The 17877-nt window shown below is 58.0% G+C and carries 13 protein-coding genes; 7 read left to right on the forward strand and 6 right to left on the reverse strand.

Annotated elements, in window-relative coordinates:
- A partial coding sequence (locus tag WBG04_RS15075) for a sulfatase family protein (RefSeq protein WP_424315280.1) occupies positions 1–1583 on the forward strand: 1583 nt, incomplete at its 5' end.
- On the opposite strand, the gene WBG04_RS15080 is transcribed toward WBG04_RS15075, so the two are convergent.
- On the reverse strand, positions 1584–4697 hold the full coding sequence (locus WBG04_RS15080) for a matrixin family metalloprotease (protein ID WP_424315281.1): 3114 nt from the start codon (positions 4695–4697) through the stop codon (positions 1584–1586).
- A gap of 318 nt (positions 4698–5015) precedes the next feature.
- Here WBG04_RS15080 and WBG04_RS15085 point away from each other — a divergent pair, with 318 nt between their 5' ends.
- On the forward strand, positions 5016–6479 hold the full coding sequence (locus WBG04_RS15085; RefSeq protein ID WP_424315282.1) for a Gfo/Idh/MocA family protein: 1464 nt from the start codon (positions 5016–5018) through the stop codon (positions 6477–6479).
- Positions 6480–6554: 75 nt separating this feature from the next.
- Here WBG04_RS15085 and WBG04_RS15090 read toward each other — a convergent pair whose 3' ends face one another.
- Both WBG04_RS15090 and gnd read right to left on the reverse strand, forming a co-directional pair.
- Positions 6555–6926 carry a VOC family protein gene (locus tag WBG04_RS15090; RefSeq protein ID WP_424315283.1) on the reverse strand — a complete coding sequence of 124 codons (372 nt, stop codon included), beginning with the start codon at positions 6924–6926 and terminating at the stop codon, positions 6555–6557.
- 155 nt (positions 6927–7081) lie between these two features.
- On the reverse strand, positions 7082–8515 hold the full coding sequence (gnd, locus tag WBG04_RS15095) for a decarboxylating NADP(+)-dependent phosphogluconate dehydrogenase (protein ID WP_424315284.1): 1434 nt from the start codon (positions 8513–8515) through the stop codon (positions 7082–7084).
- Between the two features lie 72 nt (positions 8516–8587).
- On the opposite strand from gnd, the gene pgsA reads away from it, so the two are divergent.
- The 3 genes from pgsA to WBG04_RS15110 all read left to right on the forward strand — a co-directional run bounded on the left by pgsA (position 8588) and on the right by WBG04_RS15110 (position 11666).
- Positions 8588–9220: a CDP-diacylglycerol--glycerol-3-phosphate 3-phosphatidyltransferase gene (gene pgsA, locus WBG04_RS15100; protein WP_424315285.1), complete on the forward strand. Its 633-nt coding sequence runs from the start codon at positions 8588–8590 to the stop codon at positions 9218–9220.
- 209 nt (positions 9221–9429) lie between these two features.
- Positions 9430–10929, forward strand: a complete 1500-nt coding sequence (gene trpE / locus WBG04_RS15105; RefSeq protein ID WP_424315286.1) for an anthranilate synthase component I — start codon at positions 9430–9432, stop codon at positions 10927–10929.
- A gap of 173 nt (positions 10930–11102) precedes the next feature.
- A complete protein-coding gene (locus tag WBG04_RS15110; RefSeq protein ID WP_424315287.1) occupies positions 11103–11666 on the forward strand; it encodes an anthranilate synthase component II in 564 nt (187 codons plus the stop codon).
- A gap of 304 nt (positions 11667–11970) precedes the next feature.
- On the opposite strand, the gene WBG04_RS15115 is transcribed toward WBG04_RS15110, so the two are convergent.
- The 3 genes from WBG04_RS15115 to WBG04_RS15125 form a co-directional block, all read right to left on the reverse strand.
- On the reverse strand, positions 11971–12147 hold the full coding sequence (locus tag WBG04_RS15115; protein ID WP_424315288.1) for a hypothetical protein: 177 nt from the start codon (positions 12145–12147) through the stop codon (positions 11971–11973).
- A 196-nt stretch (positions 12148–12343) separates the two neighbouring features.
- Complete coding sequence (locus WBG04_RS15120) at positions 12344–13231, reverse strand: hypothetical protein (RefSeq protein ID WP_424315289.1); 888 nt, start codon at positions 13229–13231, stop codon at positions 12344–12346.
- A gap of 315 nt (positions 13232–13546) precedes the next feature.
- Complete coding sequence (locus tag WBG04_RS15125) at positions 13547–15544, reverse strand: ATP-dependent DNA helicase (RefSeq protein ID WP_424315290.1); 1998 nt, start codon at positions 15542–15544, stop codon at positions 13547–13549.
- 235 nt (positions 15545–15779) lie between these two features.
- Here WBG04_RS15125 and WBG04_RS15130 point away from each other — a divergent pair, with 235 nt between their 5' ends.
- Positions 15780–17120, forward strand: coding sequence for an LptF/LptG family permease (locus tag WBG04_RS15130; RefSeq protein WP_424315291.1), 1341 nt, complete (start codon positions 15780–15782; stop codon positions 17118–17120).
- Between the two features lie 31 nt (positions 17121–17151).
- A complete protein-coding gene (locus WBG04_RS15135) occupies positions 17152–17877 on the forward strand; it encodes a hypothetical protein (RefSeq protein ID WP_424315292.1) in 726 nt (241 codons plus the stop codon).

Here is a 17877-nt window from a genome sequence, read left to right on the forward strand (position 1 = left end):
AGAAGCTGATGATGAGAGCTTTCCTCCTGCTGCCGCTCCTCCTCAGCCTGCCACTTGCTGCTGAAGAAGATCGCCCGAATATCCTTCTGCTCTTTGCCGATGATCTTGGCCGCTACGCCTCGGCCTACGCGGATGAATCGCTTCCATCTCCGAATGACATCACCTCGACCCCGGCTTTTGATCGGGTCGCCCGCGAAGGAGCCTTATTCGAGAACGCCTTCGTCTCCGTTCCTTCCTGCACTCCGTCGCGCACTTCGCTGAACACCGGCCGCCACTTCTTCCGCAACGGATCCCATTCGCAACTCCATCATCCCTGGCGAGACGAGGCACCCGACCCCTTTGACGAGATCACCGGAATGCCGGTGTCGCTTCAGGATGCGGGTTACCACATCGGGCTGACCTACAAGCTGCACATGGACGAACGCATCATCGGTGGTAAAAAAAACATCTACAACAAGGCTGGAGCCCGCCTGAACAGCTACTCTCAGAACCTCAGCAAGGCGAAAGACAAAGACTCCACCAAGGCTGCCATCCTCAACGAAGTCCGCGGCAACTTCCGTGACTTCCTTGCCAAACGGAAAGCGGGACAACCCTTCTTCTACTCCTTCAACCCTACCAACACCCACCGTAAATGGATCAAGGGTTCAGGAAAGGCTCTGTGGGGGCTCGACCCCGACCGTCTGAAAGGAAAGCTTCCTCCCTTCATGCCGGACAACGAAGTCACGCGTGAGGATTTCGCTGACTATCTTGGGGAGGGCATGGCCTTCGACGCCGCATGCGAAGTCATCCTCGACGAACTGAAGAAGATTGGTGAACTGGAAAACACCCTAATCTGCATTTCCGGTGACCACGGGGCTCCCGGTTTCCCGATGGGAAAGTGCAACGTCCATGACTTTGGATCGCGGGTTCTCCTCGCCATGAGTTGGCCGCAGCACATTGCACCCGGTCGCGAGGTCAAAGTTCCGGTCTCACTCATCGATCTCGCCCCCACCTTCCTTGCAGCGGCCGGAGTCCCATCCAAGGACGATCCCGATGGGGAAAACCTTCTCCCGTCATTGGCCAAGGGAGCCACGGATGAGCAGCTGCGAGGATGGGCATTGATCGGGAGAGAGGCCCATGTCGGCTCGGCCCGCCGCGGACAGCTCCCCTACCCCGTTCGGGCGATCCGCAGCTCCGACCATCTCTACATCATCAACTTCAAGCCGGAGCGATCACCGATGGGCGATGCGTTGGCCGTGACCACTGACAGCGCTCCCGACTTCGAGACGCTGACTAACAACACCAGAGTGGCCTTCGCCGACATCGATGCGGGGCCAACCAAGGCGTGGCTGGTGGAACACCGGAACGATGAAGACAACGTCACCTACACCGACTTTGCGTGGGGCAAGCGGCCTGCCGAAGAACTCTACGACCTGCGCAAGGACCGCCATCAGATCCACAATCTGGCCAACGATCCCGAATACCGCGAAGTCAAAGCGAGGCTTCGAACCCAACTCGTCCGCGAACTTGAATCACGCCACGACCCAAGGCTCGACAACGACGCCTTTGATCGGTCTCCCTACCTGAACAGGAACGGGCGCTGATCATTCTTCGTCCGGACTATCGAGGAACTCATACACCACCCTGAGGAATCCGATCTCGCCATCGGTCGTGATTTCGAATCCGTTCGGGTTTCTGCCAACATCCTCATCCGTCCAGTTGATGAGGTCGGTGGACGTTTCCCCGCGAATCTCCGCATCGTCACGTTCCACCAACTCGGGGCCCGTCTGGATCTCAATTGTTGACTCTCCGATCACCGTTTGTGTCTGGGGCAGTGAATCCGGATCGTTCGGATTCGTTCCAGAGAGATATTCCGCAACATTCGACCATCCATCTCCGTCGGCATCATCATCTGGACCGGTCAGAAGCGCACCCGGTTCGAACTCCGTCCCCGCCCACTCGGAATACTCGGAATCCTCGACGGACACGGTGTAGGAGGTTTCTCCATCCAAAACGTACTCTGTCGAAGACTCGGGAGTCGTCAAAGTCAGGCTCTCACTCCCTTCATCAAGTCGGTCAAGCTTCGCAGCGAGTTCAAATACCGCTTCCGACTCACCAACTTCCAACCTCGCCACCGGAGTTGCTGTTAGATCAGCCAGTTCTGCCGTTCCCGAGAGGGTTAGTGGAACATTGACCGGAAATCTCAACGGCAGCGGTGTCGACAAAGTCAGCTTCAAGGGATCCACCGATGAACGCTCCGACAAGTTCCCTTCCTCCAAGGAAAGCGAAACCATCGGCAGGTAGGGATCACAAGCGAGGAGGTCGGTATCGAAGCTTACTGCATCAACCCACCACCCGGTGCTGGCCACATTCGAGTCACTCGCCAATGTCCACCGCAACCGAATTTCGCTTCCCGACCACGCTGAGGGGATCTGAAGGGTCGTCGTCCTGAAGCCACCCGAGTTCGCCGACCACGCCTGTTCACCTGCGATGTCACTACCCCCAAATTCCGCAATGGTTAGGTTGTAGCCACCTTCAATGACAGTCGCCGCCGAGTTCAAAAGATCAAACCAGGCACCGTCATCAAGAGAAGCTTGAAGCTGGGCACCGTCGCGCCCCGATTCCAGATCGTACCAGTGACGGAAGCTAAGTGTCGCTCCACTCGGGCCAATCCCCATCGCAGGCGACTCCAAATTCGACAAGCCGATCTGTCGCGGCCCTGCGATATAAGCGGAATTCGGAATGCTGCTCTTGCGGGTCGATACAATTTCCCAAAGGGCTCCCCTTCCTGTCTCGTTGGTGGCCCAATCCTCAGGCAGCTCCTCTGAGTCATCGAATCCCTCGATCTTCGTTCCGAATGCGGATCCGATCAGCGCGTTGATCGGGAAGGTCGCCGTTCCTCCATTGGACTGGAGTTCCAGACTCATCGCCACCGGATCACCACATTCACCTTGAACCGATACCGTAAAAAAGAGCTCTGACTGAAGTCCTGAACCGATCGTGGCCACTGACTGCACCCCACCAAAATCGAGGAAACCCGTCGGCCCCGTCAATTGCCCGGTGACCAACTGCGCATCATCGGAGCCATCGTTGATCAAGGTGATCCCCAGCTGAACCGTTTCGTCAGGGTCCACATTGCCATTTTGTCCGACATTCGATTCGGCCGACAAACGAGTCTTCACCACTTGGAGATCGACCCCCGCAGGAGCTGATTCCAGCAGGATCTGCATGCTGTAAAGCTGAGCCGCATCCGCAGCCTTGCCGGCAACCTTGATGAAGTATTCCCCTTCTTGAAAGAGTTGGACACCCGCCAGCACTTCGGTACCACCCGGCCCGGTGGCATCGCGTGTCGCCACTTGAACCGCCCCACCACCGCGGAGGACCTGAAGCGTCAGGTCCTGTTGAATCGCGGGATTATAGTTCGTACCCTCCGAACAGGTAAATCCTTGCGAACCTTCCAGATAAGTACCCGAAGCCGGCACCACTCGAATGGTGAGGCGAGCATTCGCTGGGGAACTGAGCACATACCAGTCGCTGTCGAGCCTACCATCGATACTCAGCCACTGCCTCGAAAACGCCGCGTCCGGTTCCAAACCCAGATCCGTGGCAGCCGCAGCCGAATCATTGTTGATGCCGCCACCAAGCCCTTCTAACGGATCCCCATACTGACGTTGAGTGGATTGAAACTCATCAAACTGGGCGCCCCGAAAGTTTTCGGTGACGAAAGGCTCCATCAGCTTCGTTTCGTTGATAGGGCAGACATGGGCGAGACCGATCGCATGACCTATTTCATGGGTAAGTACGTTGACGAATCGCCGCGAGTTGCTCGACGTGTTTTCATAAAAGTTATCGGCGGAATCCATCACGATATCCCCGTAGCCAGGGCTGTAGGCGAAGGCGAGGGTGTTGCTGTTCCCATCAATATCCCTCGCAGAAAGCCGGATATCCCCCCGGGTTCCCAATCGCCCGTCGACCGTCCTTGAAAAGGAAGAACCCGTATCCTCCGGTTCGTAAACGAAGGTGATGCCGCACTGGTTCCCGAGCGAATCGAAGGCCTCCTGAACCAGCGGGAACCAAACCTGGGTGGTCGGATCAGCCGTCGCCGAACCTCCATAAATCCCCTGGATCCAGGCGCGAAAATTGGAGGGACCGAGGCTTCCGCTGTCCCCGGGAACCCGGGTTCCGTCGGGCACGATACTCCAGGTCAAAGTCACCGGAGTCCCTTGGGCGTTGCTGCCGTTCGCCTGTGTCGCGGTTTCCGTCCATCGCTCCGGATCAAGAAACTGGGTGGCTTTCGTCTTCATCTCACCAGGAGCCAATCCGCCCTCCACCTCCGCAAGTCGATATCCAGCCACGATCTCCGGCGCAGTCCCGGGTGCCCAGCACTTGAAACGACGCAGATCAGGATCGAGCGAAGCCAAGTCATTGCGATACTGCTGAAGACGCCGTCCATCTTCCGGCGGAAGCATCGCCACCCACTCGTCAAGAGTCAGTCCGCGGTATTTTTCAGGAACATCGAACTCCTCGTGACGATGCTTCTGTCCATGTTTGGGCAGTTCTTGAAAGACCTCTGCCAGCGCTTCCTCATCCAGCAGCGTGAGCAGGCCATTCCGTTCTTCGGAAGCCTCCACTTCCTCACTCGTGGAGATTGCAGCGGACGTCTGCGATCCGGAACGATCCCGCACAGGAGTCTCGTCAGAAGCATTCACCGAAGGCATTCGGGAGACTTTTGTAACCGCAGCCCCTCCTGATTCGTGGGGATCATCTACTACGACGACACTAAACAGAGCAACACCTGCCAACAACGAAGCTGGGACCAAGAAAACAACGGGTTTCGCCTTCACTGATGATGGGTTTACGTTAATACTCTTGATGTAGCAATGTTGTTGAGTGGAATAATTCTTGGGTATTTTGCGAAATCTTGAAAGATCAGGATTTCCGTCGTCCAAGTCGAAGAATCAGAGGCCCAACTCGGAAAGGGAAGAGAAGAACCACCGTAAAAATGGCAAATTCGTGAACGTATGAGTCCCAGCACCATGAAAACCACTCACTTTTCCGGATTTGATCGCCGCCGCTTTATCCAGACCATCGGAGCTTCTGCCCTCGCTGGATTCCCCGCATTGGGAGTGGAAGGAGCCAACGACAAGGTCCGCCTCGGACTCATTGGCTGTGGAGGAAAGGGCGAGGCTCACCTCGCTTATTTCAGCGGCCTGAAGAACGTCGAGTTCGTCGCCATCTCCGATGCCGATACCGCCCACATGGCAAAAGGAGTGAAGAAGCTGGAGTCGCAAGGGCAGAAAACCCCGGTTGGGCAGCATCAGGACTACCGCGACCTTCTTGATCGCCAAGACATTGATGCCGTGGTCATCGCCAGCCCCAATCACTGGCACGCGCTGCACTGCATCCATGCCTGTCAGGCAGGAAAAGATGTCTACGTCGAAAAACCGGTGACCCACAAGATGTCGGAGTCCGCCCCCATGATCGCAGCCGCCGAAAAATACGACCGGATCGTCCAGGCGGGCACCCAGAACCGATCCGATACCGGCCTGATCGACGCTCTCGATTTCATTCAAAGCGGCGAGATCGGCAAAATCACCGCCGTCCGGGGCCTGTGCTACCGCAACCGCGATTCCATCGGACGAGCCAAGAACCCGCCGCTCAAGCCCCCATCAACCGTCGACTACAACCTCTGGCTGGGCCCCGCACTCGACCTTCCCCTCCTCCGCAAGAGATTCCACTACGATTGGCACTGGATCTGGAATACCGGCAATGGCGACATCGGCAATCAGGCTCCGCATGAACTCGATATCATCTCGTGGTTTCTCGGTGACCCCGGCCTGCCCGCCCAGATGAATTCCTTCGGCCAGCGGTTCGTTTGGGATGACGCCGGCCAGAGCCCCAACATGCAGACCCTGTGGTTCGAACTTGGTGACGTGCCCGTCATCTTCGAACTGAACGATCTTTGGATCAAACCAGGCACCAACGCAGCACCATCCTACAAGGGCACACGTGTCGGCATGATCGTCACCTGCGAAGGCGGCGAATTCCGCGGCGGCCGCGGCGGAGGCAATATTTTCAGCCTCGACGGGAAGAACAAGATCCAGAAGTTTCCGGGTGATGCCGGCAATGGGCACGCCCAGAACTTCATCGATGCCGTTCGTTCGCGAAATTCCGACGGACTCCATGGCAAGCTGGCGCGCTCGACCCAAACCGCCGCACTTTCTCATCTGGCCAACCTTTCCCATCGGTCCGGCTCACCCGCGACCGGCAAAGAACTGCGCGAAGGAGCGCTCGCCTCTTCCCCCGATCTTCTCGAAGTGCTTGATCGTCAGGAAGCCCAACTCGATCGTTGGTCGGTCGACACTTCAAAAACTCCGTACATCCTGGGTTCCGATGTGACGGTCGATCCCTCGACCGGAAAGTTGAGCGGCGAACTTGCCAACTCACCCCTCGCCAATCCCCAGTATCGCAAGGGCTTCACTCTTCCCGAAAAAGCATGAGCTTCTGCCGAGCTTCTCTCAGCAAATGCCTCGGATGGGCCGACAAGTCCGAGTCTTGATCGACCATCTAAAGAATCAGGCATGGCCTTCCTTGCGTTTATGAATTCCGACTGAATTTCCGTCGGGATCACGAACGAAGGCCATGTGGCAGACAGGAGTCTCGATCGGTCCGAAATTGAACTCGACCTTCGCCTCCCTCAGTTCAGCCACCGCTTTTTCAAAGTCGTCCACCTCAAGACTGACGCTGCAGCCATCCTTGCTCGGCTCCATTCCCGGTGCGACGCCGATCGCCAGCGTGCCTGCACCGATATCGTATTCCACCCAGTGACCACCTTCCATCTTGTGGTCCATCGTGGCTGTTAGACCGAGCACTCCTTCATAAAACTCCCGCGCACGGGGCATGTCGGTGACCGGATAGACAGTGAAGGCAATTTCCTGGATCTTCATTTGTGAAAATACTGAGGGGTCTGGCAATCCGCTGCAATGCGGGAGTCCGACTGCAAGATAACTCGCTTGCGAGGCTCATCGACAGGAATGTCGATGCTCCGAAAAAGCCCGCCACTCCTTGCGAAGTGGCGGGCCGAGGAATCCTTGAAGTCCGATCAGCTGATCAGATCCGGCCAGTCTTCCGTGTGGAAGAACTCACCCTCGGGCTTGTCGGTGCGCTCGTAGGTGTGAGCCCCGAAGAAGTCACGCTGAGCCTGGAGCAGGTTGGCAGGCAGACGCTCGGCACGGTAGGCATCGTAGTAAGACAAGGAACCGCCGAAGGATGGGACCGGGATGCCGTTCGTTGCCGCAAGCGCAACCACTTCGCGCCAATCCTGCTGTCCCTCGTTGAGGACCGCGGTGAAGAATGGGGAAAGCATCAGGTTCGTCGGAGGCGTGGCACTCTGATAGGCCTCGGTGATGCGGTTGAGGAAGCGGGCACGAATGATGCATCCGCCGCGCCAGATCTTGGCGATCTCACCGAGCTTGAGGTCCCAGCCCTTCGCAACACCGACCTTGCTGATGAGGTCGAGACCCTGCGCGTAGGAAACAATTTTCGAAGCATAGAGTGCGTTGCGCACCTTGGCGACGAGCTCCTCCTTGCTCATGCCCTCAAGCTTGAAGCTCAAGTTGTCGGGACCCTGGAGCACGCCGCTGGCGACCTTGCGCTGATCACGCATCGAGCTCAAAATACGAGCTTCGACGGAGCCGGCGATCGTCGAGAACGGAACCGCCTGCTCAACAGACTCCATCACCGTCCAGCGTCCGGTACCTTTCTGGCCGGCCTTGTCGACGATCAGGTCAACGATGTCCTTGCCGGTTTCAGGATCCTTCTGCTTGAAGATGTTGGCGGTGATCTCGATGAGGAAACTCTCGAGGTCGCCCTCGTTCCAATCAGCGAAAATGTCAGCGAGCTCTTCGTTGGAGAAACCCGCAGCCTTGAAGATGTTGTAGGCTTCGCAGATGAGCTGCATGTCGCCGTATTCGATGCCATTGTGCACCATCTTGACGAAGTGACCGGCACCGCCTTCACCGATGTGCACCACGCACGGCTCGCCATCCACCTTGGCGGAAATGCTTTCAAAAATCGGCTTCATCACTTCCCAAGTGGAAGCAGGACCTCCAGGCATGATCGATGGCCCCTTGAGAGCACCTTCTTCACCACCGGAAACGCCGGCTCCAATGAAGCGCATGCCGGCTTCCGCGCAGTATTTGTCACGACGCTCGGTGTCGGTGTAGAGCGAGTTGCCGCCGTCGATGATGATGTCACCCTTATCCAGAAGCGGAATCAGCGACTCGATGACCGCGTCAACCGGACCACCGGCCTTGACCATGATCTGAATCTTGCGCGGAGAGGAAAGCGACTGGACGAACTCCTCAAGCGTCTTGCAGCCGACGAGTTTTTTACCGGGATTCTCGGCGATGAATTCCTCCATCACGGAAGTCGTGCGGTTGTAGACGGAGACCTGGAAGCCGCGGGACTCCACGTTGAGGACGAGGTTTTGGCCCATAACGGCCAGGCCGATGAGGCCGAAATCACTGTTGCTCATGTTGTATGATAGATTTGGTGGACAGGGCGCTTTAAGGAACTCCGACAAAGAGCGCAACCCCTTGTTGCCAGAATGGCATGCATTCCCCACATTCCTCGTGTGAACCTCCCGAATGCCATCACCCTCTCGCGCTTGGTTCTGGCCGCCATTTTCGTTGGCGCGATGGAATTTCCCGGCCTCACCGGCTATTCGATCGCGCTCGCCGCTTTCTCGGTCGCCGCCGCCACCGACTGGCTCGACGGCTATTTGGCGCGGAAAATGAACCTCGTGACCCCTCTCGGCAAGCTGCTCGACCCCTTGGCAGACAAGATTCTGGTCTGCGCGGCCTTCGTTTTCCTTTCCACATTGGAAAAATCGTCCAACGGCCAGCCCATTGCCCCCGTCTGGGCTACCACACTTATCATCGGCCGCGAATTCCTCGTCACCGGCCTGCGCCAGATCGCCATCGAAGCCGGTCAGGTCCTTGCCGCCGATCGACTCGGCAAGTGGAAAACCACCTTCCAGCTCATCTTCGTCATCGATGCACTGGTTTGGCTGACCTTCGACCACATCCACGCCCCCGCCGACATCGTCCATTTCATCCTCATGCTCACCAAGCCGGAAGGCTGGATCATGCCGATCTCACTCTGGGCCGCTGTCGCCCTGACCGCGATCTCCGGCTTTAACTACGTCTGGAGCGGGCGCAAGCTGCTGAAATTAGGGTAGCCTCGGCGATCATCCGCTTTTTCCCAATTGAGGAAACGCCAAGTTGAAGAGGAATCCAGATCCCGTCCCCATCTCCAAGACCGCTGCAACAGTGCCTTACTTGGCGAACTTGGTGTCTTGGCGTTTCAATTTTTCAGAAGCGCGGGCAATTCGACGATGACTCCCTTGAGCTTGCAACCGGATCGAAGCCGGGCACACTCCCGCGCGACGTGAATCCGATCCCGATCGAGCCCTCCCTTGAGGAATTCGCGCAGCTGGCCGACCAGGGAAATGTGATCCCGGTTTTCACCCAGCTCGCCGCGGATTTCGAAACGCCCCTGTCCGCCTACCTCAAGGTGCGCGACGGCCGTCACTCGTTTCTTCTCGAAAGTGCCGAGAGTACCGACAAGAGCGGTCGTTGGTCGATTCTCGGAAGCGGCCCACGCCGCATCATCGAGGCCCGCGGCAAGGAAATCACCATTCGCGAAGGCAGTCAGACCACGACCGAGACGGTCGAAGACGATGTGCTCGCCGCGCTTGAGCGCCACATGGCCCCCTACCGCCCGGTGCTCCACGGCAACCTGCCCCCATTCTGCGGCGGCATGGTTGGCTACCTCTCCTACGATGCCGTCAGGCAGTTCGAGCCGACCGTCGCGGCCCCGCCAAAAGACGAACTCGGCGTGCCCGATGCCGTCTTCGTCCTCGCCGACACCCTGATCGTCTTTGACCAGAAGCTGCGCCGCCTCCAGATCATCGCCAACGCCTTCCCCGCCGAGCACGACAACCCCGAGGAAGCCTACGTCGCGGCACGCGAGAAAGTCTCGGCCATCGTCGAGATGCTCAATCGACCGCTGCACGTCCCCGCCCTCAACGGTCTAACAAGCGTCGAACCCTGCGATGCCACCAGCAACACCACGCAGGCCGAATACGAACAGATGGTCATTCAGGGAAAAGAATACATCGCTGCTGGCGACGTCTTCCAGTTCGTCCCGAGCCAACGCTTCGAGACCCCGTTTCAAAAATCACCGGTCGACCTCTACCGCGCCCTTCGCCACGTCAACCCGTCACCCTACATGTTCATCCTCGAACTTGAGGACTTCGCATTGGTCGGCAGTTCACCGGAAGTTCACGTCCGCGCGATCGAGGGAAAAATCGACATCCGTCCGATCGCCGGCACCCGCTGGAGAGGCAAGACCGCGGAAGAAGACGATGCCCTCGCGCAGGACCTTCTCGATGACCCGAAGGAATGCGCCGAGCACCTGATGCTCATCGACCTCGCCCGCAACGACGTCGGCCGCATCGCCAAACACGGTAGCGTCAAAGTCGACGACTTCATGATCGTCGAGCGCTACAGCCACGTCATGCACATCGTTTCGAACGTCACCGGTGAACTCGATGGCAACCACAGCGCCTACGACGTGCTACGCGCCACCTTCCCCGCCGGAACCGTCAGTGGCGCGCCGAAAATCCGCGCCATGCAGATCATCAACGAGCTCGAGAAAAGCAAACGCTGCGCCTATGCCGGAGCCGTCGGCTACTTCGGCTTCGATGGTGGCCACGACTCCTGCATCACCCTGCGCACCTGTCTTCTCAAAGACGGCAAAGCCTACGTCCAGGCCGGGGCCGGCGTCGTCGCCGACTCGAACCCAACCTACGAATACAACGAAACCGTCAACAAGGCCAAAGGCATGCTCCGCGCCATCGCCCTCGCCCGCACCATCGAAGAGTAAACCGTCTTAAAGTCTGAAGGTCGCAAGTCTAAAGGTCCCCTGCTGACCATTCGCACCGGTAACCGCCATCCTCAGACCTCCAATCCACGAGACCTTCGACATTTAGACCTTCTAGCTCTCCACAAGAACAATCGCGTGAGGCGAAGCCTTTTACGCGACCGACATTCCGACTCATGCTTTTGATCATCGATAACTACGATTCCTTCACCTACAACCTCGTCCAGTATTTCGGCGAGCTGGGTGCCGAGATGAAGATCATCCGCAACGACGCGATGACGGTCGAAGAAGTGAAGGCACTCAAACCTTCACGCATCTGCGTTTCCCCCGGACCCTGCACGCCGAACGAAGCCGGCATTTCCTGCGCCGTCATCAAGGAGTTCGGCCCGACCACCCCGATCCTCGGCGTCTGCCTCGGCCACCAATCCATCGGCCAGGTCTACGGCGGCGACGTCGTTCGCGCCGACCGCCTGATGCACGGCAAAACTTCGCCGATCCTCCACGCAGGCAAGAGCGTCTTCAAAGGACTGCCGAGTCCCTTCACCGCGACCCGCTACCACTCCCTGATCGTCAAACGCGACACCCTCCCCGATGACCTCGAAATCACCGCCTGGACCGCCGAAGATGAGATCATGGGCGTGAAGCACAAGGTCCACCCCGTCCACGGCGTCCAGTTCCATCCCGAGTCGATCCTGACCGAGGAAGGAAAGACGATGCTGAAGAACTTCCTGTCGTTCTGAGGAACGTGGGCGATCCCACCCACGGAACGGTCTCTTCCGGCACGTCTGCTGGCACGATTCCCAATCTCCCTACCGCTTGTCTTCCGACTTGAAGACTTCAACGATGATCCACGCCCATCGATCGATTGCTCTGGACGCCCCCCACGCCAGTCCCACCCCCGCGTTGACTCTCCACGGCGATTAGGACCATCCTAACATCAGTCCGGATCCAGCCCCCGAAGCCATCGACGCCTTCATCGCGACCTAGAAAGAATCCGGTGGCCACGAACGCGGCGCAGGTCAGCACTTCCTGCTCAAACTCTGCCTACTCCTCGAACTCCCAGGCGAAGCCCCGACCCAATCCGGCGGCCATGACAAGCGCGGCACCGCCGCCTTCGACAAAGCCCTCGAACGCGCCCACGCCCAGGCCGAACGCCACATCCACTCCCTCTCCGTAAAAGAGGTCCGCCCGCCTTTCCTCATCCTCTATGACGTCAGCCACCCACCTTTAGCCATTCAACAAACAAGGCTCTCTCCCCAGCATCAAACGCAACACTTGGTAGATCGCCCCCGAAAACTCGATTCTCGGCCCCCGCCCCAAGAAGAAATCGACAATCGCCACCGGAGCAGATTGCAAACTTTCTCACCTGATACCTTTTTTGCCTTCCATAGTTCGCGGTCTTCTGGACGCCGTTCCATCATGGCTCACGAACCTGCTCGGTCGGATCAAGATCGGTGAACAGGTTTCTGGACGGATCGAATTCAAGATTCCGGTCGTTGGGACTTGGGTTGAAATAAATTTTCAGATCAGGAAAATCTCCAAAAGCTTTCGCATAATGACATGAGATTATATCACCATTACGATCAACCTGAGTTCTCAATCTGAAAAAATATCCCTTATCTGGCTCACGATTCGTTTCGATACCTTTACCCGGTTCTCTTTTTTTGAAATACCTCCATGAGCTTTGAAAATTCGCATTTGCAGGCGCTTCGTATGGCGCCTCTAATTCCGATTCCCTGTTTTGCTCAAACTTGACGAAGCCGTCTTTTTCGTTTGAGAAACTTACCGCCAATTCGTAATGGTGGTTCGTATATCTGTCGGCCTCATGGTGAATGATTGCAGTGAGAACTAAATCCTTTGTTCTGCCCTTTCCATGAGGTTGTACCCAATCCCCAACCTCGCAGTCGTAGCCGAATTCCTTGCCTACAACTGGTGCGAAGACTTGGAGCCTCTTCGCATAAAGCGGTATGGGATTTTTTATTTCTCTTAAAACGTAAGCCACGTCGTGGTCTTGCTTACGCGTCAGACGGCCTGATACTGTTGTGTAGTAACCCTTTTTTTCCAATCTGACATACATCCTGAGTTGAGGCTCTCCGCTCGCTTGAAAAACTCCCCTTGCATCCGTTTCTCCTTTTTCTCGCTTGGTGTCATCTCCGGTGTATCCCATGAACGTCACTATCGAGGTCACATCTTTAAGCGGTGTTCCATCTTCTGCGGTCACGGTGACTTTGACCTTACGGGTTTCCTGGCAGGAGACGACTCCCATCAGGATCAAGCCGAATATTAGATTAATTATCGTTTTCATTGATTTAGTCTTCATCAAGTTCTGCCAGATCGATCATTTTCTGATACATGGGATGTAGGAAATGAAATAGAAAACGAGGGTCAGAAACGAGCAGAAACCAGGGTCAGTCAAAGCTTTCATTACAAATGATTAGGGACGCAGAACTGGCGCGGATGGACAGGATGTCCACGGCCGAAGCGTTCAGAATGAACGCGCTCCATGGCGAGGCTGAAAGGAGGAAAAATCCTAAGCGGAACCAAACAGGACCGGAACTGATCGAAGATCGGCCCCAAGGCTTCAGGCAGATTGGTGTGACTTTCTCCAAGCTTCTCATCACTAGCCTACGATGTCCCGAGGGGCATCGGGGAGCGCGTCGAGAAACACCCGGCCGTAGCGCTTGGTCAGCACGCGGTTGTCGAGCAGGCAGATCAAACCCTCATCCTTCGCGGTGCGGATCAGGCGTCCGACGCCCTGCCTCAGCTTGAGGATCGCTTCGGGCACGGAGTAATCCATGAAGGGATTGCCGCCTTCCGCCTCGATCGCTTCCAGTCGCGACTGGGTCAGAGGATGGTCCGGCACGGCAAAGGGCAAGCGCGTCACGACGACGTTGGAAAGCGACTCGCCCGGCACATCAACACCCGTCCAAAAACTATCGGTGCCGAAGATCACGCTGTGGATATCACGACGAAATTCCTCGATCATCCGGTGCCGTGGCATCCCCTCCCCCTGCATCAGCAGTCGCCAACCACGACGCTCAAATCCATCGCGCAACCCGCTGGCGGCATCGCGCATCATCTTGTAGCTTGTGAACAACACGAAAGCGCGCCCTTCGCTCATCTTCACCGCTTCACCGATCGCCTTGATCATCGCTTTGCCATACTCAGGCGAGTTCGGCTCCGGCATGGTCTTCCAGAGCTTGATTCGCATCTGGCTCGGATAGTCGAAAGGGCTGCCAATCGACTTCGCTTCGACATGTTCGGCCCCGACCCGACCCCGAAACCAGGCCAGCGAAGGATCCCCCACTCCAAGTGTGGCACTCGCCATGATGCAGGTCTTGCCTTCGGCGAAAAGCAGCGGACGCAGCTTGTCCGCGACCCGGATCGGCGCGGCATGCAGTGAAATGAAGCTCTCTTCCCGCCCACCACGCTCGACCCAGTGGACACAGTCCTCGTCGCTCTGATCGAGAAATGCGGCGATCCCGCCGTGGGCTTCGCGCAGCTTGCGTGAGGCGTCCTGCAGTTCGAGGCGACTCGGTTCGTGCTCCTGCTCGGCAGCCACCGCATCGATCTCCTGCCACAAACGACGCAAGGGCTCGGCGGCCTTGTTCGAAATGATATCCGGTTCGCGCACGCGCCATTCCTTCGACCAGTCGCCGAACTTCGCCACCTGTCCCATTTCCTCGAAGAACCGCTCCGCTGCGATCCGTGCCTCTTCCACCGCGCGCAGCATCGATGCCTTGCCGTAGCTCTTGAGCAGCCCTTTTCTACGACGGCTATCGTACAAGCGCTGCAGATCGAACCTCAGCCCGGCCTGGCTGACACGCAAGCCGAGTTGCACCGCCGCCACCTGCTCGACGGTGTGCGCTTCATCGAGCACCGCGAAGTCATTCGGAAAAAGGAATCCACTCGGTTTCTCCTCGTCCGACCACTCACCGGTATCGAGCAGGGCGAAGAACAGCGTATGATTCACCACCAGCATCTTCGCCTCAGCCGCCGCTTTCCGGGCTTCCTGAAAAAAGCAATTTCCCCGAGGCCCGCAGTAGCGCGCGGTGCAGAGGTGGGCCTCGGAACAAACCTGCAACCACACTTTTCTCGATGGCTGAAATTCCAGATCGCTCAGGGTGCCGTCATTCGTCCCCTCAGCCCACCTTCGGATTTCGTTGAGCTCTTCGTTTTCGCTTGAAGTGAAAAGGTCGCCGGTCTGCTCGAAGGCGCGCTTCAAGCGACCGGGACAAAGGTAGTTTTGCCGCCCCTTCAGCAGCACCGCCGGAAAATCCTCACCGACCAATTTACGCACAATCGGAATGTCCTTCCGGATCAGTTGTTCCTGAAGGTTGATCGTATGCGTCGAAATGATCGCCTTGCGCCCGCTCTCAAGCGCGTAGCGGGCGGCCGGCAGCAGGTAGGCGAGCGATTTGCCGACGCCCGTCCCCGCCTCCGCGACCAGCGAGCGACGCTCGGACAGCGCCTTTGCCACCTCCATCGCCATCTCCTGCTGCTGGGGCCGAAATTCAAAGTCGCTCGACTTCGACATCACCCCCTTGGGCGAAAAGGCACGGCCGATCTCCTCGACGAATCGATCCGTCTCCGCGTGTCCTTCCCCCAAGCCGATCATGTGGCCTCATTTCTCCCTCACCACGCGCACTTTCCAATCCTCAAATTCGAAATTGAAGAGAAGCCCACCCGAAGCCCCATGCCCAAAGTCCGGCCCTCGCCAGCGCCATGGTCAGGATCAAGATGACCGGCCCCGCTCGCATGCCGCAGCCTCCGCCCCCCGAGCACTTGCAGCGCCCCTCGGATTTCCCCTTCCCATCCGCACCATTCCCGCCATTCTCCACCCCGTCGATACCATGCGGCGCTTCCTGATTCCCATCCTCCTTTCCGTCGCCGGACTGCTCCTTGCGCTCAAGATCGTGCCAGGCGAGCAACTCGAAGTCGCGACACGACTCAGGGAGTTCCCGGACGCCGACGCCCTCGCCCATCAGTTTCGTCCAGTGGTGATGACCCTTCTCTGCTTCATCCCGGCCATCGGAGGTCTGTTCTACGCCTTCGGCAGCATTCTGGCCCGCTACGTGACGCGGCAATTCCTCAGTCTTCTGGCGATCGGATTTGCCGCTCTGGCCACCGTCTGGCTGCTGATGGATTTCCAGGACAACCTCGACGAACTGAAGCAGAGCCAGAACATCGCATCCACCGCCGTCCAGCTCTACACCGCACGCTTTCCGGAAATCGTCGTTACCCTGCTCCCCTATGCGCTGCTGCTCTCCCTGCTCTTCTGCCTCGGTCGGCTTTCCGCATCGCGAGAAATCGTCGCCATGACTCAGACCGGGCGCGGCATCGCGCGACTGACAGCCCCATTCTTCATCACCGGGCTGCTCGCCGCGGCTTTCTGTGCCGGACTCAACTACCAATGGGCCCCGCGCGCCACTGCCGCCGAAAAGGTCATTCTCGATACCGCACGGGGCTTCGATGAAGTCGCGGCCGAAGTCGTCAAATTCCGTAACCCGCGCGCACGACGGCTGTGGATGGTCGGTTCCTTCCCACCCGACTATCAAAAGGGTGCCCCCCTTCAGCAGGTGCGGGTCATCCGCGAAAACGAAGACTCTTCCTTGAAAAGCATCCTCGTCGCGAAGTCCGCCTCATGGAATCCACAGAATGGCGAGTGGTCCTTCTTCGATGCCACCTTGAGAAAGCTTCGCGATGGTGAGCCACCCGAGTTTGTCCAGGACCTGCCGAACCCCTACATCATCAAAACCTGGCGGGAGACTCCGGCCGAAATCATCCAACCCGGCCTGCCGGCCAGCCAACTCGGAGTGCCCAGCCTGATCAGTTGGCTGAAAAGCCATCCCCAGGGCTCCCACGAGCGTCGCGAGACCTACCTCACCCAGTGGCACCACCGTTGGGCGCAACCCTTCAATTGCCTCGTGGTCGTCATGCTCGCCACCCCGCTCGGCGTCGTTTTCTCACGCCGGGGCACCACCGGAGGCGTCGCCGTCACCGTCTTCCTCTGCGTCGGCATGCTTTTCTTCACGTCCATCTCCCTGAGCCTCGGCGATGCCGGCTACTTCCCTCCCATGCTCGCCGCCTGGCTCCCGAACCTTGCCTTCGGAGGCCTTGCGATATTCCTTTTCCAACGCCGACTCTCGGGACGCCCGATCTATCAGACCCTGCGGCGCATGACCCCGAATTGACTTCAGCTCATTTTCCGAATCTCACCCACTCATGGCTTTCGCAGACACCTGGCATATCCGATCCCGCGCCCGCCAATGCGCCCTCACCGAACAAGCTTTTTCCGAAGGTGAAAAAATCATCACCGCGCTCTTTCCCGACCCGGAATCGAGCGGTTACCTGAGAAAGGACTTCAAGACCGACGCCTGGAACGCCCGTAGCGAAGCCGAAGAAACTCCCTTCTCATTCTGGCGCAGCACCTATGTCCCGACCGAAACCCACGAAAAGGTCGATCCAATGGCGAAAGAGGATCCTGAAACCCTGCTCCGCCGCCTGATCGAAGAAGATGAAGAGCACACCGAGAACGTCCGATACATCCTCGCCGTGATGCTGGAGCGGAAGAAACTTTTGCGCGAAACCGACTCCCAGCGCACCCCTTCCGGCATCCTCCGGATCTACGAACACCGCAAGGAAGGCGACGTCTTCATCGTTCGGGACCCGGACATCCCCCTCGCCGAAGTCGAAACCGTCCAGGAAGAAGTCTTCGCCCTTCTCGAGTCCGGCGGCCGCCTGCCGGAAGCGGAACCTGAAACCACCGCAGAGCCGGAAGCCAACGCGGAATCAGTGATCATTGATCCTGAATCGGATACGCAGAAACCCGAGGCCGTCGAATCATCTAACAGCGAGCCCGGAGAGGCCGATGCACTGGCTTCATCTGACCCCGAAAATCCAGAGGAACCGAGCAACGAGCCAACTCCACAAGAAGAGGAGTCAAAATAG

This window comes from Haloferula sp. (assembly GCF_049672945.1).
Lineage (GTDB): Bacteria > Verrucomicrobiota > Verrucomicrobiia > Verrucomicrobiales > Akkermansiaceae > Haloferula.

What these genes read in the sequence shown, in the direction of transcription:
- gnd (WP_424315284.1), bottom strand. Translation starts at nt 8,515, where the DNA reads ATGAGCAACAGTGATTTCGGCCTCATCGGCCTGGCCGTTATGGGCCAA.
- WBG04_RS15090 (WP_424315283.1), bottom strand. Translation starts at nt 6,926, where the DNA reads ATGAAGATCCAGGAAATTGCCTTCACTGTCTATCCGGTCACCGACATG.
- pgsA (WP_424315285.1), top strand. Translation starts at nt 8,588, where the DNA reads ATGGCATGCATTCCCCACATTCCTCGTGTGAACCTCCCGAATGCCATC.
- WBG04_RS15085 (WP_424315282.1), top strand. Translation starts at nt 5,016, where the DNA reads ATGAAAACCACTCACTTTTCCGGATTTGATCGCCGCCGCTTTATCCAG.
- WBG04_RS15110 (WP_424315287.1), top strand. Translation starts at nt 11,103, where the DNA reads ATGCTTTTGATCATCGATAACTACGATTCCTTCACCTACAACCTCGTC.
- WBG04_RS15080 (WP_424315281.1), bottom strand. Translation starts at nt 4,697, where the DNA reads ATGCCTTCGGTGAATGCTTCTGACGAGACTCCTGTGCGGGATCGTTCC.
- WBG04_RS15135 (WP_424315292.1), top strand. Translation starts at nt 17,152, where the DNA reads ATGGCTTTCGCAGACACCTGGCATATCCGATCCCGCGCCCGCCAATGC.
- WBG04_RS15120 (WP_424315289.1), bottom strand. Translation starts at nt 13,231, where the DNA reads ATGAAAACGATAATTAATCTAATATTCGGCTTGATCCTGATGGGAGTC.
- WBG04_RS15125 (WP_424315290.1), bottom strand. Translation starts at nt 15,544, where the DNA reads ATGATCGGCTTGGGGGAAGGACACGCGGAGACGGATCGATTCGTCGAG.
- WBG04_RS15130 (WP_424315291.1), top strand. Translation starts at nt 15,780, where the DNA reads ATGCGGCGCTTCCTGATTCCCATCCTCCTTTCCGTCGCCGGACTGCTC.